The organism is Mesorhizobium ventifaucium, from assembly GCF_935822925.1.
Lineage (GTDB): Bacteria > Pseudomonadota > Alphaproteobacteria > Rhizobiales > Rhizobiaceae > Mesorhizobium > Mesorhizobium ventifaucium.
The window spans coordinates 54,529-77,124 of sequence record NZ_CAKXZS010000001.1 but is presented as its reverse complement, the minus strand read 5'-3'; the positions used below and the strand labels follow the sequence as shown (position 1 = coordinate 77,124).

Annotated in this window: 13 protein-coding genes and 6 pseudogenes; 9 read left to right on the top strand and 10 right to left on the bottom strand. The window is 58.7% G+C overall.

The window, feature by feature from the left end:
* Nucleotides 1-579 precede the first annotated feature (579 nt).
* The 3 genes and pseudogenes from NMG70_RS00335 to NMG70_RS00325 all read left to right on the top strand — a co-directional run.
* Nucleotides 580-1,270, top strand: a pseudogene (locus NMG70_RS00335) (B3/B4 domain-containing protein).
* Nucleotides 1,271-1,325: 55 nt separating this feature from the next.
* Complete coding sequence (locus NMG70_RS00330) at nucleotides 1,326-1,964, top strand: LysE family translocator (RefSeq protein ID WP_077378777.1); 639 nt, start codon at nucleotides 1,326-1,328, stop codon at nucleotides 1,962-1,964.
* Nucleotides 1,965-1,981: 17 nt separating this feature from the next.
* Nucleotides 1,982-2,245 (top strand): annotated as a pseudogene (locus NMG70_RS00325) (dihydrodipicolinate synthase family protein); the annotation flags it as partial.
* Nucleotides 2,246-2,364: 119 nt separating this feature from the next.
* Here the strand turns inward: NMG70_RS00325 and NMG70_RS32775 are convergent.
* On the bottom strand, nucleotides 2,365-2,859 hold the full coding sequence (locus NMG70_RS32775; RefSeq protein WP_367185473.1) for an EamA family transporter: 495 nt from the start codon (nucleotides 2,857-2,859) through the stop codon (nucleotides 2,365-2,367).
* Nucleotides 2,804-3,007, bottom strand: a complete 204-nt coding sequence (locus NMG70_RS00320) for a hypothetical protein (protein ID WP_077378774.1) — start codon at nucleotides 3,005-3,007, stop codon at nucleotides 2,804-2,806. The genes NMG70_RS32775 and NMG70_RS00320 overlap by 56 nt, the downstream gene beginning before the upstream one ends.
* A 777-nt stretch (nucleotides 3,008-3,784) precedes the next feature.
* On the opposite strand from NMG70_RS00320, the gene NMG70_RS00315 reads away from it, so the two are divergent.
* Together NMG70_RS00315 and NMG70_RS00310 are read left to right on the top strand one after the other, a co-directional pair.
* Nucleotides 3,785-4,243 (top strand): NUDIX hydrolase, encoded by a 459-nt coding sequence (locus NMG70_RS00315; RefSeq protein WP_342188137.1) that lies wholly within the window; start codon nucleotides 3,785-3,787, stop codon nucleotides 4,241-4,243.
* 191 nt (nucleotides 4,244-4,434) lie between these two features.
* A pseudogene (locus NMG70_RS00310) lies at nucleotides 4,435-4,978 on the top strand (IS6 family transposase); the annotation flags it as partial.
* A 4-nt stretch (nucleotides 4,979-4,982) separates the two neighbouring features.
* Here NMG70_RS00310 and glmM read toward each other — a convergent pair.
* The 6 genes and pseudogenes from glmM to NMG70_RS00275 all read right to left on the bottom strand — a co-directional run bounded on the left by glmM (nucleotide 4,983) and on the right by NMG70_RS00275 (nucleotide 14,765).
* Nucleotides 4,983-6,335 (bottom strand): phosphoglucosamine mutase, encoded by a 1,353-nt coding sequence (glmM, locus tag NMG70_RS00305; RefSeq protein ID WP_254022832.1) that lies wholly within the window; start codon nucleotides 6,333-6,335, stop codon nucleotides 4,983-4,985.
* A gap of 483 nt (nucleotides 6,336-6,818) precedes the next feature.
* A pseudogene (locus NMG70_RS33130) lies at nucleotides 6,819-6,920 on the bottom strand (dihydrodipicolinate synthase family protein); the annotation flags it as partial.
* A gap of 30 nt (nucleotides 6,921-6,950) precedes the next feature.
* Nucleotides 6,951-7,751: a YggS family pyridoxal phosphate-dependent enzyme gene (locus NMG70_RS00290; RefSeq protein WP_077378757.1), complete on the bottom strand. Its 801-nt coding sequence runs from the start codon at nucleotides 7,749-7,751 to the stop codon at nucleotides 6,951-6,953.
* A 1,129-nt stretch (nucleotides 7,752-8,880) separates the two neighbouring features.
* Complete coding sequence (locus tag NMG70_RS00285; RefSeq protein WP_077378751.1) at nucleotides 8,881-10,740, bottom strand: ABC transporter ATP-binding protein; 1,860 nt, start codon at nucleotides 10,738-10,740, stop codon at nucleotides 8,881-8,883.
* Nucleotides 10,741-11,910: 1,170 nt separating this feature from the next.
* A pseudogene (locus NMG70_RS00280) lies at nucleotides 11,911-12,176 on the bottom strand (Tn3 family transposase); the annotation flags it as partial.
* Between the two features lie 852 nt (nucleotides 12,177-13,028).
* A complete protein-coding gene (locus NMG70_RS00275; RefSeq protein WP_254022729.1) occupies nucleotides 13,029-14,765 on the bottom strand; it encodes a DUF8508 domain-containing protein in 1,737 nt (578 codons plus the stop codon).
* A 261-nt stretch (nucleotides 14,766-15,026) separates the two neighbouring features.
* On the opposite strand from NMG70_RS00275, the gene NMG70_RS00270 reads away from it, so the two are divergent.
* From NMG70_RS00270 to NMG70_RS00255, 4 genes are all read left to right on the top strand, one after another.
* Nucleotides 15,027-16,097 carry a hypothetical protein gene (locus NMG70_RS00270; RefSeq protein WP_143744568.1) on the top strand — a complete coding sequence of 357 codons (1,071 nt, stop codon included), beginning with the start codon at nucleotides 15,027-15,029 and terminating at the stop codon, nucleotides 16,095-16,097.
* A gap of 3 nt (nucleotides 16,098-16,100) precedes the next feature.
* The gene (locus tag NMG70_RS00265) at nucleotides 16,101-17,432 is read left to right on the top strand and encodes a M20 metallopeptidase family protein (RefSeq protein ID WP_254022728.1); all 1,332 of its coding nucleotides are present in this window, start codon (nucleotides 16,101-16,103) and stop codon (nucleotides 17,430-17,432) included.
* A 353-nt stretch (nucleotides 17,433-17,785) separates the two neighbouring features.
* On the top strand, nucleotides 17,786-18,925 hold the full coding sequence (locus tag NMG70_RS00260) for a hypothetical protein (protein WP_254022727.1): 1,140 nt from the start codon (nucleotides 17,786-17,788) through the stop codon (nucleotides 18,923-18,925).
* Nucleotides 18,926-18,957: 32 nt separating this feature from the next.
* Nucleotides 18,958-19,416 carry a hypothetical protein gene (locus NMG70_RS00255; protein ID WP_254022726.1) on the top strand — a complete coding sequence of 153 codons (459 nt, stop codon included), beginning with the start codon at nucleotides 18,958-18,960 and terminating at the stop codon, nucleotides 19,414-19,416.
* A gap of 214 nt (nucleotides 19,417-19,630) precedes the next feature.
* Here the strand turns inward: NMG70_RS00255 and NMG70_RS00250 are convergent, their stop codons facing one another.
* Both NMG70_RS00250 and NMG70_RS00245 read right to left on the bottom strand, forming a co-directional pair.
* Nucleotides 19,631-19,849, bottom strand: a complete 219-nt coding sequence (locus NMG70_RS00250; protein ID WP_254022725.1) for a hypothetical protein — start codon at nucleotides 19,847-19,849, stop codon at nucleotides 19,631-19,633.
* Between the two features lie 745 nt (nucleotides 19,850-20,594).
* Nucleotides 20,595-22,507, bottom strand: a pseudogene (locus NMG70_RS00245) (DNA/RNA non-specific endonuclease).
* Between the last annotated feature and the right edge of the window lie 89 nt (nucleotides 22,508-22,596).

Here is a 22,596-nt window from a genome sequence, read left to right as displayed (position 1 = left end):
CTGTCGCGATGCGTGAGTAAGGCGGTGTTCATCGCCTTTCGCCAGGGGGCCGTTGGAAGTCCGCTGACGCGACATCCCCGTGGCAGAAATCGAACTTAAGCGGCGGCCTCCCGGCGGTGCTGTTCGACGGCAGAGCCATCGCACGAGCTGCATAGGCTGAGAGTTGGCGCGTGGCCATCGCCGAACCGTCGGCCGGGGTGACCTGGCTCGGCCGCCCTGCGGCCGCAACCGACGCTTTCCGTCCCTGCTGCCCAGACATAGCCCTCCGAAATGAGTTGGTCGAATGCGGCGGTCACAGTCTCCTCGAAACACCCAGTTCTTCCGCAAGCGAGCGACTTGAAGGTAGAGCGTCACCGACACCGTCCTCACGCCTCGATCTGCTTGACCAAGGATTGATAAATTCGACGCGTCGCTCCCGTCCTGCGAGAACCCTCCTTATACTGGACCAATGAAAATCTCCAAAAGTGGCAGTTTAATTTGGGCCAGCCAACTGCAATGTTAGCTTGTAGTCAAGGAAGCGATCGTCACTGGTCGCGCGGCTCATGGATTGCTTGCGCTTGAATTGATGGAGTTGCCTGGATGTTTGAGGGTGCAATCATCGATGGTCGAATTCAGAATATTGCATCGGGATTTAGAGCCGTGAGCGTCCACGTCGATGCCACTTCAGCTGCAGAAGGACATTTCGATCCTCGATTGCTTGCTGAAGCCTGCGATTGCGTGTTGGCGGGTGGCCCGGCTTGGGCAGAAGCTCATCTGGCGAGTTGGTCCGACGCCTACGTCCTCTTTGGCGCGAAGCCTAACCGCGGCGCCGTGCTCAGCCCAGGCCCTCAGAAAGCAGGTTCTGAAAGACGGCACCCTTCCCACGATCAACCCAGTCGTCGATCTCTACAACGCTGTCAGCCTGAAATACGCAATCCCGGTGGGCGGAGAGAACCACGACGCCTATGTCGGGCGACCCTTCCTGACGATCGCGGACGGGACCGAGACGTTCGACACTCTGATGAACGGGGAGGCAGTCGACGATCCTCCTCTATTGGGAGAGGTCATCTGGCGCGACGACATTGGCGTCACCTGCAGACGCTGGAACTGGCGACAAGGAACTCGAACCCGCCTGGAGGCCGCAACAGCCCGGATATGGTTCATATTGGAGGCGTTGGAAACCATGCCCGACGAAGCGCTGGCGGAGGCGACGGATGCCCTGGTCGAAGGGCTGAACGCGTTGATGCCGGGCTACAGGATCGTCAGCCAAGCTATCGCCATCACCAAATGACGTTTCCGGTCGGGCGCATTTATTGATTTGAATGAGAATTTCAAGGGCTCCGAGAATGAATGTCGATCTCCATCAGTTGCTCATTGTCTTTGCTGCATATGTCATTGCCGCGGGAAGCCCGGGCCCCAGCAACATGCGCATCATGGGCGTGGCGATGGCTCGCGGCAGAGGTGCTGCGCTCATGCTCGCCTCGGGCGTCGTCAGCGGCTCGATCTTCTGGGGTCTGATGGCCTCGACCGGCATCTCCGCCCTGTTGGCCAGGTACGCCCAGGCACTGCTCGTTCTGCAGATTTTCGGCGGCCTCTACCTGCTATTCCTCGCCTTCAGGGCGGGACGGTCGGCGCTTACGTCGAACGAGAAGCTGGCGGCACGCGCGTCGGCCGACGAAGTCGCTCTTTCACGGGGTGAGCTCTATAGAAGGGGCCTCTTGATGCATTTGGCGAACCCAAAATCCGTGCTGGCATGGATCGCGCTCGTCACGCTGGGGATCGGCCCGAATTCGTCGTGGCAGAGCATCGCGGCGATATTGGGCGGCTGTGCCGTCCTAAGTGTCACGATCTTCTGCGGCTACGCCATTGTCTTCTCCACACCGCCGATGGTGGCTCTGTATCGCCGCTGTCGCCGCTGGATCGAAAGTCTGCTGGCGATCTTCTTCGCGTTCGCCGGGCTGCGTATGCTGCTTTCCCGTATGTAGTTTCGAAAAGATAGATGATGACTTTGTTTCGTGGCCTGTCGGCGTTCCCCCTCACGCCAACCGATACGGAAGGGCATGTCGACACCGAGGCACTGGCTCGTTTTCTCGAGCGCATTCACCACGCGGGAGCAGACTCCACCGGGCTGCTCGGAAGCACGGGCGGCTATGCTTACCTCACGAGGGAGCAAAGGAAGCGTGCCGTCCAGGCTGCCGTGGAATGCATCGGCGGCAAAACGCCTCTTGTCGTGGGTGTGGGTGCATTTCGTACCGACGAAGCTCAGCGCACAGAATTCCTGACAGTCCCCAGCGAACACCATGCTTGACTCCCGGACTGCGGATACCAAAGCCAAAGGCGCTTTTGTCATTGCCCAAGTGACAATCCAATACGCCAACAGAGAAATCATGCCCCCGAGCACTCCGACCTTCCAGCATTTCTGCAGCGAGACCCGAACCTGCCCCCTTCGCAGATACAACGCACCAAGGTTATCGGAATACCGTTGAAGAGGTGAGACCAGAAAGTGTAGCTTTCTGCGCTTTCGGCAAGACGGGCGCCTAAACCATCTACGACCGTATATCCGGTGATAAATACGCCCGTGCCCACCGCATACAGCATTGCTTTTGGTTCCCGGAAGCCTCCCGCGCCATGCGTCACGGTTAGGCTCATGATACCCAGAGCGATAACAACAACCGAAAAGCCAGCCTGCATGGTCAGTGTTTCACCCACGATCGCGACGGAGATGAACGCTACGACCAGCGGTGAGCAACCCCGAGAAATGGGGTAAACGTGGCTCAGACCTCCATAACGATATGCATTGATCAGAAATACGCAGTAGGCTGTATTAAGCACACATGAAGCCCAAATATATGGCCAGCTTTCTTGTCGGGAACGCCACAAATGGGACAACCACCATACCGACGGCAACCTGGCTCATCATCATGACTGCTATCATGACTAGCCTGTCGGCATTCACCTTGACCAAGACGTTCCATGCCGCATGCAAAACAGCCGCGCCAAACACCATCGCAAACACTCCCGTCGTCATATCAAACTCCGTGTTTGGTAGTGTCCACCCTAGTGTCCATCTCGGCTCGTCTCGGTTTTAGCCACTAACTCCTGCAACGTAGCGGGTTGTAGGAGGTTTGCGACAAAGCCTTATTCGACCTGGATTGCCGGCCATGACGACGCGGATCGCCACTACAACATCGGCGCCAACTCGTCCGCTCGGCCGAGGCGCGCGGCGGCCACTGGCGCGACGTCGTCGATGAGTTGCGGCCACACAAACAATCGATCTGGCAGAGTTGGTCGATTGCCCAAAGGTTCTTCCGTCACCTGAAGGCCTGATGGGATATCCACGGGCATCGTATGGCGCCTCAGGTAAGCGAGCGCCTGTCGGAGGCAAACGCCAAGGGCCACGTCGGAAATGCTCGCTACGCCGGTCGACTGATGCCCAGTCGCCTCATTTCCCGATAGACAGTCGATCGGCCGAGACCCAATGCCTGCGCTATACAGGCGGCGTGGCCGTTGCACGGGCGAAACGGAAACGCTTTGCGAACTCTCGATCTGGGGAACTTCAAGGGCAAATCGTGACCCTGAGTTGCCCTTCATATTTCGCTGCCTTATAGCTGCCATTCACGGCAAGCAGTACGATTGACTCAAACGAAATTGACTGAACGAAGATCCTTCACGCCTTGATTGAAGATTGGCAGTTTTGCGTGCAAAGACGACGTCGGAGTCGTCCAAGAACCCAGCTGTGGCTATCGCCAAAATTTAGCCCGCTACCGACAAAACGGGCTAAGGTTTTAGCGAAATGGATGGCTGGTTGAAGAATAAGAAGCTGGAGAAGCGAGCGCGCCGTGGTACGCCCATCGCACAGGTTGCCGCATTGCCTTATCGCCGCACTGCAGACGGAGACGATGAAATCTTGCTGCTAACGTCTCGGCAAACAGGCCGCTTCATCTTGCCCAAGGGGTGGCCGATGAAGGGTCGACAAGACTGCGAGGCTGCAGCTCAAGAGGCGGGTGAGGAAGCCGGCGTAGTGGGTACTTTGCATGAGCAATCCGTTGGCAGCTTCCATTATTGGAAGCGATTGAAGGACACGTTTGTCCCGGTAAGTGTTGAAGTATACCCGCTTTATGTGCAGCAGGAGCTGGATGAATGGAAAGAGCAGAAGTATCGAAGACGGGCCTGGCTTAAGCCGGATCAAGCAGCACTCCTGGTCGATGAACCTGAGTTGGCTGCCCTATTGGAATCTATAGCGCCTGAACTGGCTCATTTCTGAACGCTAGGATAAAACATGCTCAATTACCTGGCTCACCCGCATCGCTCTCAACGAGGCGCTCCGGCGAGCGTGAAAGCGTCGGCCTTCCGCTGAACTGGCGGAACTGAATGACGGAGGCTCGGTGTTTCTGTCGCAAACGGAATGGCAGCCATATCTGGGAAGCCCTCTCTTTTTCGGGGAGCGCGCTTGTTATGTTCAAAGGCTGTCATTTCGACCGAACAGTGATCTTGCTGTGCGTGCGCTGGTATCTGGCCTACAATCTCGGCCTGCGCGTCCGGAGGAGATGATGGCCGAACGCGGCCTGAACGTCGACCATTCGACTGTGCACCGCTGGGTCGTCCACTTCTCGCCTCAGCTTCTGGAGCGCTTCAACGGGCGCAAGCGCGCCGTCACCGGCAAGTGGCACATGGACGAGACATACATCAAGATACGCGGCCAATGGATGTATCTCTATCGTGCCGTCGACGGCGTCGGCGACACGGTCGAGTTCTTCTTCAGCGAACACCGCGACCTGCCGGCAGCCAAGCGCTTCTTCCGGAAGGCCTGGAGCGCCACGGCAGACCGGATCGCATCGTCATCGACGGCAGCCCGACCAATCATGAGGCGATCATTTCCTGCGACGCCGAACACCGTCTGCGGAATCGATCGCGACGAGCGCTGAAGCCGATCCGCATCCGCAAGAGCAAGTACCTCAACAATCGGATCGAGCAGGACCATCGGCGCATCAAGCGCCGCACGTCTAGGCAGCGGTCTTGATCTCGGCCATGACGCCGACGATGTCGTTCACCACCGTCTCGACCAGCTTCTGGTCGTCGCCCTCGGCCATAACCCGAATCAGGGGCTCGGTGCCGGAAGGCCGGATCACTAGGCGGCCGGACTTGCCGAGCCGGTTGCGGGCATCCTCGATCGCGGCCTTGACGGGTGCTGTCTCCAGGGGCTCGCCGCCGGAAAAGCGCACATTCTTCATGAGCTGCGGCACCGGCTCGAACTTTTTGCAGATCTCGCTGACCGGCTTGTTCTGGCGCTTGATGCAGGCCAGCACCTGAAGCGCCGAGACCAGCCCGTCGCCGGTGGTGGAGAAATCAGACAGCACGATATGGCCGGACTGCTCGCCGCCGACATTCAGCCCATGCGCGCGCATGTGCTCGACCACGTAACGGTCGCCGACCTGGGTTCGGTGAAGTTGCAGGCCGGCTTCACCGAGGAAGCGTTCGAGGCCGAGATTGGACATGACGGTGGCGACGACGCCGCCGCCTGCCAGGCGGCCGCTCTGATGCCAGGATTCGGCGATCAGCGCCATGATCTGGTCGCCGTCGACGACAGCGCCGTTCTCGTCGACGATGACCATGCGGTCGGCGTCGCCATCGAGCGCTATGCCGATGTCGGCGCGCACTTCATGAACCTTCTTGGAAAGGCCCACCGGGTGCGTCGAACCGCATTCCTCGTTGATGTTGAAGCCGTTCGGCTCGTTGTTGATGGTGATGACCTCGGCGCCGAGTTCCCAAAGCGCTGCCGGCGCCACCCTGTAGGCGGCGCCGTTGGCGCAATCGACCACGATGCGCAGGCCCGCCAGCGACATGGACCGCGGCAGAGTGCGTTTGGCGAATTCGATATAGCGGTCGTGCACGCCGTCCACGCGCTTGGCGCGCCCGAGCCCATCCGTGTCGGCCAGCGAAATGTCGACATCCTGGTCGAGCAGCGCCTCGATGCGCATCTCGATCTCGTCCGACAGCTTGTAGCCGTCGGGGCCGAACAGCTTGATGCCGTTATCGTAATAGGGATTGTGCGAGGCCGAGATCATCACGCCGATATCGGCGCGCAGCGACCGCGCCAGCATGGCGACCGCCGGCGTCGGAATCGGCCCCAGCAGGAACACATCCATGCCGGCGGCACAGAAGCCCGCGACCAGCGCGTTCTCGATCATATAGCCCGACAGCCGCGTATCCTTGCCGAGCACGACCCGATGGCGATGGTGGCCGCGCTGGAACGACAGGCCGGCAGCCATGCCGACCTTCATCGCAACTTCGGCGGTCATCGGAAATTTGTTGGCCCCTCCCCGGATCCCGTCCGTTCCGAAATATCGTCTCGTCATCTTACTCGACGTGCCCATATATGATTCACCCAAGTGTCGCCTCGTGGACATTCCCACAGGCAGCCAGTGTCCGAGTGACTGGCCGCTTGCCACTCCGCATCTTCTTTGCAGGATACCATGATTGTCAGGACGAAAGGTGTCCTTAGCTCACAATCTGGGGTGAGGACAAGAGCTGTACAAAATCTTGCGCTAAGCCCGAACGGATCGTGAAACTCATGCGGCTCGCCGGGTTGGGGTCGGTAGCCTAAGGGTTCGAAAGCCTTCGGGCATCTGATGCTCGGTGTCCCAGGTGTAGATGCCTGTCAGGTTGATATGTTCCCAACTCAGCGGCGAGATATGCTTCAACAGCGTATCTGGAATGTTTCGCCCTGGCCTGCCGGCCATCTCCCCCGCAAGGAGGGAGATTGGCAGCTTCGCCGCTGCGCCCATCTCTGCAACATTGATGATTGGCGAAAGCATTAGTGACATATAAATGCCGGTGCTGCCGAGCAGGCCGATGGAATCGACCTCAGCCGCGATCAGCCGGCTGACCAGTTTCCGTAGCGCGTCAACGTCGACCCGGCCGGAACGATCGGCGGGGGTGATCGGAAAAGCAGACAGGCCGTTTGCGAAAAATCATGGTTCAATTCCTCGATCGGTGGGGACGAAACCCGGCCAGTAGTGGCCGTCAGGCGTCGGCCGCTTGCCGAAGATGGCCTGACCGACGCGCACGACAGTGGCGCCTTCCTCGATGGCTTCCTCGAAGTCTCCGGTCATACCCATGGAGAGTCCGGTGAGCGCGGCGTTGTGCTTCACGGCTTTGTCCCGCAGCCGGCGCAGCAGAATGAAGCAAGGCCGCACCTTGGCCATGTCGGAGGAAAACAGCGCAAGTGTCATCAACCCGCATGGCCGGAGACGGGGAACCTGATCGAGGGTCTCCACGAAGGGCAGCAGTGCGTTCGGATGGAGGCCGAACTTGCTGTCCTCGCCAGACGTGTTGACCTGCACATAGACGTCGAGGAAGCGATCTTCGCGCTCCAGCCTCGTGTTCAGAAGGTCGGCGAGCCGCAGGCTGTCGAGCGCATGAAACTCACGCGCGAAGCGGGTCAGATATTTGGCCTTGTTGGTCTGCAGATGTCCGACGATGCTCCAGTCGATGGCGAGATCGTGAAGCGCCTCGCACTTTGTCATTGCCTCCTGGATCTTGTTCTCGCCGAAGGTGCTGATGCCGACGTCGAAGGCATATCGCAGGATATGGGCCGGCACCGTCTTGGTGATCGGCAGCAACCGCACGGAGGCTCGGTCGCGCCCGGCCCGTGCGCAAGCAAGCGTGATGCGCTCTTCAACCGACGCCAGATTGGTGCGGAAGCTGGTCAGGGGATCAGGCCCGAAGCGTTCGACGTCCGCGGGCGAAAGCGGCGGATTGTTCGTGCCCATTGTGATCTGCCCCTGTCGTAGACAAGCTCGTTGGCCTTGAGCCACGTGTAGCCGACGCCACTAAGAAACACGAGGCTCTTGTCGGGCGCTGCATAGATGGTCCGATCCGCCGCCGTAGCGACGGCAGACAATGTGCAGACGGTGGCGAAAGCAAGAATTGCAACTGATGATGTGCAGCGATTCATGGGGCGGCCTCCTTGGCCCCCCAGGGATCGGGATAGCCCGTTTGTGATTTTCAGTTAAACGTCGGCGGCTCTCAGCGCCTGTACGCGGGGAGTTGTTTGTCGCGTCGACCATTCCTGGGCATTGGTGCAAAGACGTTGAACTCCGATGCGATGTCGAGGACGGCTTTGGTCATTGCCCTTTGTTTGGTGCGCACCGCGCTCGTTGCCCGTTCTACATGGGTAGCGGTGGGCTGCCTTGAGCTGGATCAGTTTTAGGGCGAACGGCCTGGTTGAATTCCGGCTCGCGACCCCGTTGCGGGGCCAATTGCAGTGGCGTCGGCAAACGAGCCACCCCCCGGCCCTGCCGGTTATGCGTTCGCTGACCCCAATTCCCGAAGCTCGTCGAGCATGGCGACGTCGAGCCGGTTGGGGCAATCTGCCATGCGCCCCTGCTCCTCGGCGTGTTGCCTGCGCCGTTGCGGACCAGAGGCCGCGATAGCACCGGCGCAATTAACCAGCGGTGTTGCGCCACCCAACTCTTGTACCATGCCTTGTGACCCGGTCCGGATTGCACCAGACGGAGTTTCCAATGCGTTTTTCGACTCGGCTCAACCCTCGTATCGTAAGCTTCTGTGTCCTTGCACGTTCGGGCACCGCCTCAGCAGCGCGCTTTGTGTCCCGCGTCCAATCGTCGACGACAGTGAGGATGTGGAACGGTCGGAGACGAAGTCGAGCGATCACTACTGCTTAAGACTCGGCGGTACCAGCATCGGCACGGCGGCGGGCGGTCAGCTTCTCGCGATAGAACCGAAGAGCTCTTGTGGCATCTCGTCGCCCATTCCCACACATTTGCGACGGAGGCGGCGAAAGCCGAGATTTGTCTAACGCGAACATGCCCGCTCTCTACGACAACAGCCAAGCATTGCGAGCAGCGCGGAGCCGTGACGAACGACCTTCCAGTCGGCTTATCTCTCCTCGGAACTGTCGGCAATGTGGCCGCCGGTCTGCCGCCGCCACAGGCGGGCATACAGGCCGTCGCGTTTGAGTAGCTCCGAGGGGGAGCCCTCCTCAACGATGCGCCCTTTGTCGAGCACGACGATCCTGTCCATGCTGGCAATCGTCGACAGGCGGTGGGCAATGGCGATCACCGTCTTGCCCTCCATTATAAGCTCGAGTTTTTCTTGGACCGCCGCCTCGGCTTCACTGTCCAGGGCAGAAGTCGCCTCGTCTAGAAGGAGGATTGGCGCGTCCTTAAGCAGCACCCGAGCGATGGCGACCCGCTGACGCTGGCCGCCAGAAAGCTTCACCCCGCGGTCACCGACGAAAGCATCGTAGCCGGTGCGGTTTTCGCTGTCCTTGAGATCGGCCACGAAACCGTCCGCATCGGCCAGCATTGCGGCGCGTTCGACCTCCTCCGGCGAGGCATCCGGCCGGCCGTAACGGATATTGTCCCCGACAGAGCGATGGAGCAACGAGACATCCTGGGTCACGACCCCGATATTCTGACGCAGGCTTGCCTGCGTCACCGAACGGATATCCTGGCCGTCGACGAAGATTGCGCCATCGTTTACGTCGAAGAACCGCAGAAGCAGGCTGACAAGCGTTGACTTGCCGGACCCCGACATGCCGACGAGCCCGACCTTCTCGCCGGCGCGGACCCTGAGCGATAGATTCTCGATTACCCCTTTTCCTTGCCGGTATTCGAACCGGATATCCCTGAACTCGACCGTGCCGGCGATAACGGCCAGCGGCCTGGCTCCGGAGACATCGGTTACCGTTGAAGGCGTGGTGATGACCGGCATCGCGTCGCGTATCGTGCCCACAGCCTGGAATATCTGCTGTCCTAGCTGGAGAAAGGCCAGGGAGTTGGCGTTGAGCCGCTGAACGAGTGCGATTGAAGCAACAAATTGGCCGGTGGTGACAAAACCGGCCACGAGTCCCCAGAGCCCGACGGCGATGTTGGTCAGCGAAAGAAGGACGTTCAGCAGGACGACGCTGGTGTCGGTTGTTAAGTGGATGCGCCGTTCAAGCTGTTGCGTCTCGATGGCATCTCCCATGATGGTGCGCATTGCGTCCGCCTCGCTGTCTTCGGCCGCAAACAGCTTGACCACGTGGATGTTGCTGTAGAGGTCGGTCATGGCGCCGACGACGAGGCTGCGCGCGCGGGCAGAGTGGCGGGACCGCACGGCAAAATATGGCACTGCCACAACCGCGACTGCGGCGTTCGCCACGATCCAAAAAAAGACCGGAAGCGCCAGCGGCCAGGACAACGTGGCAAGCAGCGAAAGCGAACCGAGAAACTGCACTAGAAAATACGGTATGCTGGAAGACGCTACGACGATCTGCTGCTGCACGGCGACGGCGAGTTGCGAAATACGCGACGCCACCTGGCCGGCGAAGAGATCGTGGAAGAATGCAAGGTCCTGACGTTCGACCGCCTTGTAGCCATGCCATTGCATAGCCGCGGGCATGCATACGTACACTGCCTGGGAACCCAATGTCTTGGCGATGAACATCAGCAGCGGTTGCACGGGGAACATCAGCAGGCCGAGGAACGTGAGCATAGGCCAAGCTTCCTCAAGGAAAACCGCCGCACCGTTCGTGCTCACCCCGTCCACAATGATATACATGCCCCAGATCACCGCGAGGTTGATTCCCTCGACCGCCATCATGAAGACGGCGATGGTCGCCAAGGCGCCACGGAACATGCGTGCGAAATGCAGAAGCAGCGCAAACGGACCTGTTGCCGGCAAAGGCGCGTAGGGGATATCCAGCGGGCGGATAAGCGTCTCAAAGGGACGATAGATGAAATGCAAAGGCGACATGGCGGGTCAAACCGGCTGATCAGAAGAATGGGTGCGGCGCATCGGAGGAGTGCGAGAGCGCTCGCCCCCTGAACTGCCAAGCGCACGTTCCTCGTCCACACACAATGCGTTCCTGGCGCGCTTCGAGCGGACCACGCAAGGCTGAGGGGCGCACTTGAATGTACATGCGCGCTGTGGCCACGTTCGAGAGCTGCATAGGGTGGCCCCCGTAGTGCTGGTGGACGGCTTGGCTGAAGTAGGCGCGATCTACGAGGAGGCGCCGCGGCTGGCTATAGCGGTCCAGTTCCCCAGGTGTGGCTGGGTTCATCGTCCTGTTCTGGCCGTCTCATTGCGGGCATCGAGCACGCTCCTGGTTGATTTCTCGGTCCTCCACGACGCCCTGCCGACGTCTCACTTACGAGATCAAAGCAATTTGCGTGCCGGATTTGCGCTCCGTTTCGTTCCACCGCTTGCTCGCCAGCCGGTGCCTGGCTGTAACGGCCAGCGGGTGGGGCTCCGACATTCTTGTTCAGTTTCGGACACGCTCGGGAAGACCGAATGGAACCTCGAGCATGTAATCGTCGCACCCGAGCCGAATTTCATCGTCACCGGCTCCCGACCAGGGCGCTTGCTGAAAAGAGCGCTTGCTGCGCCGGCCATGGGTTCGCGGTAACCGCCGCAACCTTTTTACTTCTGATATCGACCTGCTGGTTCACGGAAGAAGCCGATCCCGTGCGTCGCGCGATCGAGCGACTGCCGATCATCTGCGGGGAAGGGACATTCCCTCACGACCTGATCTTTGCATCGGACATTTCGGTCGAACGAGTGCAGGAGCTACTCCATGACGGCGTTTAGAAGCCGGGGTCGCTAGGCTGTCGCTGAAGATCGACCACGTTGCGAAAGAGCGGCAGTTTCGCCAGATCGAACTCGTCGAAGGTCGGGCCGTCGTGCCTTGCTCACCGCGCGACGCACCGGTCCGATATTCTCCTCCAGCACGAAGATCCGGTCGCCTCGCCAGGGAGTTCAGCACCACTGCAAGCGGAATTCCGGTTTATAGAATTAAAAGGATTCATGACCTTCACACTGATGCGATTGCAGTTAAAATGGAGAATCCGGGCTACGCCATTCTCGCAATAAACTGCCAAATCTGACCGAACGACTGCGTTCTCACCATTAACTGCCAAGCGACACTTCGTGGATTTCGCGCCGGAAGGCTTCCGAGCCGAGATAGCGGGTGAGAAAAATGGTCTTGATTGCCTTGCGGAGTTGGGCCAGCGCCTTGTAGCTCGGGCGCTGCACGCTCGCCCGCGCAAAGCGGCACAGGATCGATTCCGCATCGGCCGTGCGGTGCTGCGGGGCCGCCGCATATTTGATCAACTCGTCATACTGCTGCTCGATGAGGCTCCGTCGATCGCCCGTGTCAGGATCGGCAGAAGGTTCGGGAGCTCGCGCGCCCTTTCGGTGTCGGGCACCCCGCACTTCATCGGCAAGAGAACGGGCGACGGTTCCCGCCACGGTCGCCAACCATCTGGTGGCGCACCGCGACGATCCGAATCTCTTATGGTACGGCGAACTGGAGAGCACATGCGCCCCCTGCCATGACGCGCGCATCCAAAAGGAAGAGGTGAGAGGCTACGCGATCGGGTGTGATGAGAGTGGGAGGCGCATCGCGTCCGACCAATCCGTGGAATCGGCAGCCTTGATTAACGTCTGCGATGTCTGACCAAGGCCATCCATGGCGGAGTGCTCTCGCTGAGGTTAAAGGCAGCCTCTTCGGCCTCGTACCGGGTCAGCCCGGTGAGCGGCCGACCGTATCTCTCGGCGGGAAGCCCTGTCAGGCTATCGATCACAGACCACAGCCCTGATTCCGACGGCAGAATCTTGAAGCGCCTCATGAGACCTCGCTTGCTAGAAGCACAGAGAACTCCCACTTTACCGCAAAGTTCCGCAGTGCAGCATCGAAATGTTGCGAGGCACTATGAGGCATGCAGTTCATATGACGGGCGGGGTCCTTTTGCCTCGCTGCCCGACTCCGGGCTGTCGCTTTGCAGTTAATGATGAGAATGGCTTGTCAACGGTTTCCGTGCTGAAGCGCACAGGTTGGACGCGTTGAACGCGACAATGCGCGTCAAGGGAGCGGCCCGCTATCTCCAAATCCTCAGTAGTTCGGCAACCTGCCAACGGAAGCATTGCGGCCATTCCGAGTTTGATGAAGTCTCGACGCAGCATTACGCTTCTCTTCGTGTGCAGACCGAGCTCAGGGAGGTCGTGCAGAGGGCCTCGCCCCTACTGCACAGACGCTCGACTTCTCACTGAAACGTTATTCTCACCAATTTCGGATCGTGGTCGCTGACTTTTCGGCTGTCCGGCTGCACCGAATTGACGTGCAGCGTTTTCATGGTGGCCGACTGTCCTGGCCCCAGCAGGGTTAATGCGTGATCGAGCGATTGCGAATTGCCGTCAAAGACGTAGCTGATGCGTTCCGAAGGCGGCTCGTCGAGGGCAAGATTCTTGAATTGCGGTTCGCTGCCGGTCAGCAGGAGCAATGGGGTCTCATACCAAAACGCGTTGAAATCTCCCAACACGACGACTGCCCGATTGCTATCTGCAGGCAGACTTCTAACGAAGTCGCGCACCGCCCGAGCCTGTGCGATACGCGCCGGTTCGGCGGGGTCAATCGGTGGTTGGATGGCCCCATAGGCGCCACCGCTACCGGATTTCGACGAGAGATGAACGTTGATGACGGTTACTTCGCTGCCGCGGAATCTGAACGACGCGACCAAGGGCAGACGGCTCCGGCCGAAAGCAGGTGCATCGATCTGCTTTGGTGTCGAGGCGTGGGGGGTAAGGCGTGCGGGATTGTAGAGGTAGGCGACCCGGATGTTCCCTCCGGGCTGGCCTCCTGACGTGTCATCGAGCGGGTCGATAGAGAGCGGCTGATAGGCCGGACCACCCGCCGCAACGATTGCGTCGATCAGAAGTTTGAGCGTCTGGTCGGCCGCGACCACTTCGCCATATTGGCCACCGTCGTTGTCCTGCATTTCCTGCAGCGCGACGATATCGGGCGAGCCTAGAAGCTTGACAACGTGTTCTGCAATCGAACTGAATTTTCCAACGCCGACATCGTCATCCGGATCGTTGACGGGCGTCTTGTCGACAGCCTCGATGACGGGATCCAAATTCTCGACATTGTAGCCAGCGATCGTCAGCACATTGTCTTCCTGTGCCTCTCCGACAGGTTCGGGTGCCCACGCTTTTGGATTGGCGCCGGTGGTGTTTGCCAACCGAATTTCATAAAGCCCGCGATCGTAGGTCACGTATCCTTCGATACTGACAAACGTGTCACCCAACGCGTGTTGGAATTGCGGCTTCTGAGCGTCCGTCACCTGAATCTGGATTCTCTCAGGATTGGCGTCGCTGGGTGTAGCGGTGATGCCGCCGAGCGAGTTCATTCCGGAAGCGCCGGCGCCACCGTCGGCGACGACCCAGAACTCGCCAAAGTCGTTAGTCGGACCAACGACAACCGGATTGTCGATCTGGACGTACGTGCCTTCCAGGCTCTCGTAGAAACCGGCGCCAGAGTTTTCCGGGTCGGCGCTGTGTTCCGAAATGAAGAGAATATCGGTCGGCGGCAACCTGCCAGCCGCTCCAATGACCACAGGCGGTAGAGGCACGCCTGAAGAAAGTCTCTCGAAGACGGCATCATTGATGTCTGTTGTTGTCCGCGGCTCATCGTTCTCATTGAACTCGCGAACCACGCCCTCCACACGCACCCGGTCACCCACGGTCAAGCCGGTCGCTTTGCGCCGGACGATGATGCTGTCCGAAGTTGCGTCGTTGCCATCCCCCGCTTCATCTCGGACAATGAAATTGTTGCCGAAAATGTGGGTCACGGCTCCCTCGATGATCACCGTCGATCGAACATGGGGAGAGATGTGCGTTGAACCTTGAATCTGGGGAATTGTCAGCTTTTCGGCTGCGTGAACATAGGCTGGAACCGCAAGGAACAGTCCGGTGGTCAGAATGCAGACCAGGCGGTGTTTCATTTTCACCCTCCCCTGAAATGTGCCCATCTCTCGAAATCAACAATAGGATAGAACAACGCGCCCAGCCGCAAGACCATAAGGAATATTAATGTCCCAAAAAAACGGTCCGCTCTATCTGTACAAACGGATCGGAAGAGCCTCACAATGCCATCAAGGCAACCTGTCACTCCATTCCCGAGTTGGCCGCCTTATGGGAATATCCCAAAGGCACATCGAGAAGGCTACTGGTTCAATGAGTTGGTCGGCACATTCGAGGCAAGCATGAAGTATCTCTGGCTGGCTCTTTTGACCTCCTTGGTACTTGGACACTCGACTCAGCCTGGCTCTTCACAGCCGTTAGAGCTGAGGCCTGCCTCCACTGAATTTGCCCGCGCTCAAATGGTTGATTGGATCGATTCCGAAACCTTTGTCGTCGGACGTTGGGATGGCTCCGTATCGGTCTTTAGGACACAGCGTGCCGGTGAGTGGACGCCAGTCCTGCTTCAAACACAAGCAACCGCAGGCGGTGCCGGTGTTGAGCTTGTAGTCGCGCTGGACGAGAGGACGATCCTTTATTCAAATGGTGAGAATGAGCTGGCGCTTTGGGGACGTACCGGGAAGGGAGCGTTCGATGCCCCTCTCCCTATTGGCTATGATGTCACGTACGGCGTTGCCAACAGCGCAACCCAGTTCCACTATCTAGGCGACGATCTGGTCGTTACCGGCCATGCCAACGGCTTCGCCTTGGTGTGGAAACGGAATTATCAATCGTTGACTTTGCTGCGGGCGGTAGACCTTAAATCTGCTAACCCTATTCCAAGCCCATACCCGCTGAAAAACATCCGCGGTCTTGCCGCCTGGAAGGGGGACCTTGTCCTCTCTGGTTCGGAGGACGGCGACATCGTCGCGTTTAGCGTCACCACAGGGAAAGAACGCTTCCGTCAGCGATATTCAGCCACTGCCCAGCGCGGCATTAACGCCATTTCCGAGATAGACGGGCAACTGCTTGTCGTTAACTGCTCGGTCGGGGCCGCGGACAAGAACCTTTGGCTCTATGAGGTGACCGACGCCGGTCTCACTTTGACAAGTTCCCTCAATCTTATTCGCGACGCCACTCGGCCACAGGTATTCGATTTCGATGGAGATCTGTTCGAGGCACACGGAAAAGTCCGCTTCGTCGCCAGTACGGAAGAGGGCCTGATGTGGCGAGGCGTGGTCAAGGCCGGCGTGTTGGAGGTTGACGCATTCGCGACTGTGGCGCCGAGCGGCGGCGCAAGCCTTGATGTGAATGATACAACCGGCGGCATTGTTGCGGTCGCCTACGATGTGATGTTGTTTGAGGGAGGGAACTAGGGCGTGATCCGGCTGAAACGCATCGCCGTTGAGTCAGCCAACACGGCGCACGTCCGGCGGCCGCTCCTTGTCGCAATGGCCCTTTTTCTGATTGCGACATCCGCCGAAGCGGACCAATTCGCTGTTGATCTCGACAGCGTTCTGCCAACCGTACGTGCAACCTATTCCTACCTCCATGAGAACCCTGAACTCGGCAAGGCGGAGACCAAGGCGCACGACTTCCTCCTAGAACGCCTTGAAGCCATCGGTGGCTTTGGTTTCGTGAAAATCGAAAGCCTTCCAACCGCGATCGTCGCGGTCATGGACACGGGCCAAGCGGGGCCAGTTATCGCGCTTCGCTCTGAATTGGATGCCCGCAAGCTAAATCCAGGACAAGTTGAACCTTCCGAACATCAGCCGCGCTCTCTGCTCGACGGGTTCATGCACAATTGCGGGCACGACGTTCATGCGGCGATCCTTCTCGGCACGGCCGAACTCGTAGCGCGCCACCGCGATCGTTTCCTTGGGAAAATCGTATTCATATTTCAGCCGGCGGAGGAGGTTGCAGGCGGCGCCGACGATATCGTCAAGGAAGGTATCCTGGACCAGCTGAAGATTGAGGCGGTTTTCGCGCTCCATTCAGCCCCCGGTCTAGCGGTAGGATCGATCGCAATCGCCCCTGGCAGCGTCCTTGCCGGGAGCAGTTACTTCACCCTGAATCTGACCGGTAAGAGCTCGCACGCCGCCGCCCCGTTCGGGGGAAGCGATATCCCGATGCTTGCCGCAGAGCTTGCGCAGAGCCTGTCCTATCTGCCGGCACGAAAGGTCGACATTGCCAACCGGCCGATGGTGATATCGGTCACCCGACTGAAAGCGGAGTCCTCCGCATCAAATAGTCTGCCCAGCGACGCCGAAATCGGGGGAACTATCCGCGCGTTTGAGGACCCTTTCATTGCTGCCGATGGCGCTCAGTCGATCAACGCGATGATCACCGACCTGACGGCGCGTTTTGCAGCCGCGAACAATGTAGCAGCAAATTGGTCGTTGAGACCCGGGGCGCCGCCGACGCGCAATGACGAAGGTCTCTTTCAGCGTATTGTTCCAAAACTCCAGGGTGCATGGCCAGGGACCGTGGCAACCGCGGCGTGGCGCGGCATGTTTTCGGAGGACTTCGCGTATTACACGGCGAAAAGGCCGTCGCTCTATTTCTCCCTTGGCATTGCGAAGGACGGCCTGGGCCAAGCCGGTGTGCATACGGTTGACTTCACCATTCATCCCGACAGTTTCGTCGAGGGCGTTCGCTTGATGAGCCTTGCGGCGCGTATCGCGACAACTGGGGAAGCAACTTGGAATTAATCTCGGTGGCATTTGCAGAAGCCGTGAAGAAGCAAACCCCAACAACCAGGCAGCTAAATGACGTTCAGATAGGCACGTAATTCATAAGCCCGGCAACCGAACCGAGGTACATGGGGCACAAATGGCATCGTTCGCAGTCGTCATAACTACGCAAATTCACAAGGTCCAAAAGGGAGTCCGGATCGAGCTCTCGAGTTTTAACACCTCAACGATCGGTGGATTTTCCTCAGCAGCGCACGCGGGTCAGGCGGCGAAGTCTCTCGAGTTCCACAATGTAGCGTGTGACCGCGATGCTTGGGTTGTTCAACTGACCGACTGAGATCTGCAATAGGCTGTCAATAGTGGGGGCTCGCATGATTGGTCACTCTCTTTGGGATCGTGTTCCACAGAAGCTGCGCCTGGGCCTCGTGCCGATACTGACGACGGCGCTGTTGGTACAGGCTGGCTCCCAGACCGCCACGCTGCTGTCATGCCTGTCTCGGGGGATGCCCTTTTGCGACAATCCCAGCAAGCTCTCCGTCACCGACATTCAGGGGCTCCTAATTCTTGTGAATTTCGTGGTCGTTTTTTGGTTCGCCTATCGGACCTTGGGTGAATTGGTAACGAAACCCGGACCGATCAGCCTTGACGTCAAGGTCATTGGTCTGGGAACCGCATTCCTGAGCAGCGTGGAAATTTACGGATACGCTTTGAGAAATGGCGTGCCCGAGCGGCTGGTGTTCATACTGCCGGTCATCTTCTTCGTGTTTATCGTGCCATTCGTGCTGCTGCGGGATACCCGAGCCAGTGGGAATATTGACGATCCCAGCGAGACCGCGCGCCAGGCGTATTCGGCTTTGAGGCAAGTTGTCGTTGCATTTGTCGCCTGCGCAGCGGCGACGGTCGCGGGTTCGGTCTACTTCGTCCTACTCAACGAAGGGCTGCACTTCGGCGCCACGATTCTCACGCAACCCCTGCTCGTCGCTCAGGAAGCTTGGGTCTTCAACCCGGCAATCCTTGGCATGGGTTGGATTCCTGTTCTGTGCATGGCGCTGAAATCCGACGGGTCCAATCCTAATGTCGTGCCACTTGGCATGACTGTTAACGGTGCAAGTTGTCTGTTGATCGCTCCACTGCTGATAAACGCGGCCATAGGGATCGTCCTGATCGGCGATGGCAACATTCTGGCCGCGCCAGGACATGCAAGCTGGGCACTTTGGCTTGCCAAAGCATGCCTGGGGGCTGGCCTGACGGTCGTTTTTATGGCCGCCTTCTTCTTCAGCAAACGGTTCGGCTTGCAGGCTTTCTCGGGAGTGGCGGCCGGAGCAGCTATTTTTGCGGCGGCTGGCGCGTTGGCGGGACTGGCGACCGCGGGCCTTCGTTCAGGCTTCGGGGGTGATGCCTTGTGGAGCACATCCGCGGTAATTTACGCCGGCGGATTTGTAATTGCTTTCCTGACTGGCGTCGCGGCCTTGCGCCTGATGAGGCGCACCTTTCCCGATCTGACTTTCTGACGCCATAACTCTTCCCCTGAACGGAGGCTGACATGGATATCTCACGAAGTGCCTGCCTGGTTACGTTGTGTGTTGCAATTCCCATGGGCGGGTCCATCGCCGCAAGGTCATGTGACGAACTCGTCGGCCACTTGTTCTCGAAGGCGATCACCCCGGCGATCGAGGGGCTTGGGTGCGAAGGCATCAATCGGGCTGGGCTGGATAGACCAGACCATCATCTGAAGAGTGTCTGCTACACATCCGATGGTGCGACATCAAGTCTTGAGGTAGTTGCCAATCTGCGTTGCAAGACCAGCGACAAGGCCTCCTTGAAGGCGTCGGTCTCCGACACCGTCACAGCAAAGGCGCAGGTGCGTGGAAAGGATTGCCAGCTGCTCGATATCGATGTGAACGCGGGCGGCGATATCGGTAAGATCTTCATACGTTCTTTCAATGTGAACGGCATCGCCCGCACAAAGCTTCAGTCGGCACTCGACAAACTCTGCCAATAGGAGGCTCGTCGGCTCTGCCGCGAAATCATTCGCGTTGCGAGTGGGCAGCTCCAGTCCTCGGGTACTAAGAGAAAATCGTCCTCCAGCTCATCGTCGCATAATGCCGGAAGATGAGCTATTTACCTTCGCCGAAATAAAGCGATTGGTATGGCATTTTCAGCTCGTGTCGTAACCGCTCTCGATGCGCTTCCCGCTAGGACGTAACGACGCCACCTCAAATCAAGGTGCGGAAAAGCTTGCGAATCTCCTCATCGTTGGCCGGCATCGGAGCTTTTCGGTCGTCGGAGAAGCTGCGGGACGTTATAGCTATCGAACTGCCAAAAGGGGTTTCCTCGTGGTCGCTCAGGCGCATCTCTACTCGGAAGATTGCGTCCTCAAGCGTGAGCCCGCGCTCCTTTTGAAGAGCGATCAGCCCATCGCGCAACTCTTCCAATTCCGATGTCGAGCTGCAATCCCTACATTCTTCGTTGATGCAGTTCTCCTTGTACCCACGAATGGCGGCTTTTCACCGTCCGCTCAGCTTTCTCTCTTGACACGGTAGCTCGTTTTCGCGCGCGTTTCGACTCGCCGTTGCCGTCGGGCATCTCACGTCAATATCCTAGCTGCTGCGCTCCATTCCGCCGATTGTGCTTCTGCTCGTCCTCAATAATCTCGGCTATCCTTTTGCCAGCCTGCCTGCTGTCCTGGCGGCCCTACTGCTAAACTAGAACTTGTGTGGAAGCGCTACGCGATGCGCGCCGAGTTCCGCTAAGCGACCCAAAACGGATGTGGGTAGATATAAATGCCATGGATTTGAGCGGACCCGAGCCCGGGTCGGCCGCCATGAAGTGGGCAAACTCCGGCGTGTTGGAAAAGTCTATCTGCGCCTGCATGAATGCCGTCATAACGTGTTGCGTCGCCGAGCGGCCGCAGTGTCCGTCTGAGGGAAACAAACAAGATCGCAAAACCATTCCCGTTCTACGGGTATGCAAGTGGAGGCGCTTGGCGGCAGAAGCAGCTGCAAGTACCAAGGAAAGTCCAGAAGCAAGCTGAACCATGCCGCGCGACAGCAGTCGCTGCATTGATTCAACGGCGCTACACGCGAACGCCTCTATTATAACACGGCTGCTGATCCAAGCGTATATCGTTCCACCGCCCTACGCAGATCGTTGGTTGTAAGCGTTCTTTACCCGACAATCTCAACGCCGCGGATGCTGAATATCCGCAACGGTTCGCAATGTTCGACCAGCTGACGGCCCGGAATAAACGTCAGCATTTCGCACGACGTTGGCAAATATGATGCCTGTGTCTTCGATAATCTTCGTCACCGGCACTTGAAAATTCTGACCCATCTTTGTGCTGTTCGGACCCACGGGCAGACGTTCAAAGGGAATGTTGAGTGCATAGTCCTGCTGGCTGACCATGTACGCGCTTGTGTAAAGATTGTTGTCCTTGTCGGTAACGGCAATGACTTTCCAGAAAAACTGCGGAATTAAGATCCCCCGGTGCTCTTCATCGTCCGAACGAAACAACGGTCCTGAGAAGACGGACGCCTGAACATCTTCCTCGTCCGTGTTGTAAAGCAGGAAATTCTCCAGGCCCTGCCACAGATCGGCTCCTTGATTGAACCCCAATATTGCGGCGAGCAGTTGGTCCATTGGAACGTATCGTCATTTGCTTGTTTGGCAATGCGGATATCACCCCAAACAGGATCGAGACGCCGAACGAGATGACCTCGGTCGAAATAGTTCTTCGACGGTACAGGTTCGGCACCATAGAGCTCGTCACCGTTTTGCAGCTCCTCTGGCACACGCGGGTCGTAGTACCACACGTCATTCCCCCGCTCCAGATTGGTCCAGCGGGCGCCATCGATGTTCACAGCCGTGTAAAACGCCATCTTGCGTTTGGGATTGGCGTTTAGGACCACGGAAAAGTGCTGATAGCGGAGAACATCGTCACTTGCCCCGACAACCTTTGCCGGCGAACCATGCTGCAAAGCATCCTGCCCAAGTGTCGGCAACGGAATCTCGACGGGCAGGAAATTCGGCAGATATCCATTGCGTCCATCGAAATATGTCGCCGGATGCGTGTGCCGCGTCGGCCGGCGTCTTGCTTCGGTGGCCACAAGCCGCAGCGCCGGCGCGGCAACGATGGGCGGACCGATGATGCTCTCTCCCGGCGTTGTTCCGGCAAAAGGTTTTACACCAGTCGCATCCGCGACGAGATCATCGATGAGGGCAGAGCGCGCGAACCCTGGGGCCCCAATTCGCAGTTCGACATCAGCGATGAGCTTGGAAATTCGCACGCCCTCATTGGCGAGCCAATGCACCTTTTCGGGCGGGAGATTGATGGCGATGCGGGCCGGGACCGTCGTCTTGTCGGTCAGAATCCAGTGTTCTTCGCCGTCAACCATCTGGCGGTCGGGAACGCCGGCATGGTGCAGGCACACCACCTGCCAGGCATCCGTGAATACGGCCGCTCCGGAAGAACCATTTGCGGTATCGGACGAGTACCAAAGGAAGTTATCGCGCTCCGGATCCGCATCGTCCCCGTATTTGACGAACTTATTCTCGCGCAGCGAAATCCGCTTCGTCTTCGCATCGGGATGTTGGATGATCGTTGCGTATTGGCCGACCTCCGTCTTGCCGGTCCGGGCGTCGAGCCGGAGGAAACCAAAGTCCGAGATCGGCGCGGCGCCGTCTTCGCTGCTTTCGGCAATCGCTACAATCGTGTAGTCGAGCACTTCCTTGGGGCTCGTGACGAAGCCGTCTTGAGGAGAGAGCCGGAAGCGAGTCGTTCGCTTGAGGCGGCCTTCGGCATCAAGCTCGTAGCCGAACTCAACTGTTGCTTTGAAAGCATCCTCGGCGGAGCCGATGACGTGATTGTTGGTCAGCAGCAGCCGTGGCCCGATCAGAAAACCAGTGCCCCAATCGCTGCCGGCACCGACGGGCGCTGAAACATTGATCCGGCAGACGGCTCTGGCGGCCAACAGACCGCGTTCGAGGTAGTTGATTTCGACGAGGTCGTTTTCGCCGAGGAGAGATTCGAAGACATCGAAGTCCACCCCTGCCCCGGCTCTTGCGCGGTGAACAACCTGTTCGATAAGTCGCATCGGGTCGGCCTGTGGCGTGGCCTCACGGCCCGCTGCGATCTGATCGACAAGTTGCTCGTCTGCGAATTTCGATATTTCCATCGCCAGTT

Excerpts from the sequence above, each read along its gene's own strand:
- NMG70_RS00260 (WP_254022727.1), top strand. The coding sequence starts at position 17,786 with ATGATTGGTCACTCTCTTTGGGATCGTGTTCCACAGAAGCTGCGCCTG.
- NMG70_RS00290 (WP_077378757.1), bottom strand. The coding sequence starts at position 7,751 with ATGGGCACGAACAATCCGCCGCTTTCGCCCGCGGACGTCGAACGCTTC.
- NMG70_RS00330 (WP_077378777.1), top strand. The coding sequence starts at position 1,326 with ATGAATGTCGATCTCCATCAGTTGCTCATTGTCTTTGCTGCATATGTC.
- NMG70_RS00275 (WP_254022729.1), bottom strand. The coding sequence starts at position 14,765 with ATGAAACACCGCCTGGTCTGCATTCTGACCACCGGACTGTTCCTTGCG.
- NMG70_RS00255 (WP_254022726.1), top strand. The coding sequence starts at position 18,958 with ATGGATATCTCACGAAGTGCCTGCCTGGTTACGTTGTGTGTTGCAATT.
- NMG70_RS00270 (WP_143744568.1), top strand. The coding sequence starts at position 15,027 with ATGAAGTATCTCTGGCTGGCTCTTTTGACCTCCTTGGTACTTGGACAC.
- NMG70_RS00320 (WP_077378774.1), bottom strand. The coding sequence starts at position 3,007 with ATGACGACGGGAGTGTTTGCGATGGTGTTTGGCGCGGCTGTTTTGCAT.
- NMG70_RS00285 (WP_077378751.1), bottom strand. The coding sequence starts at position 10,740 with ATGTCGCCTTTGCATTTCATCTATCGTCCCTTTGAGACGCTTATCCGC.
- glmM (WP_254022832.1), bottom strand. The coding sequence starts at position 6,335 with ATGACGAGACGATATTTCGGAACGGACGGGATCCGGGGAGGGGCCAAC.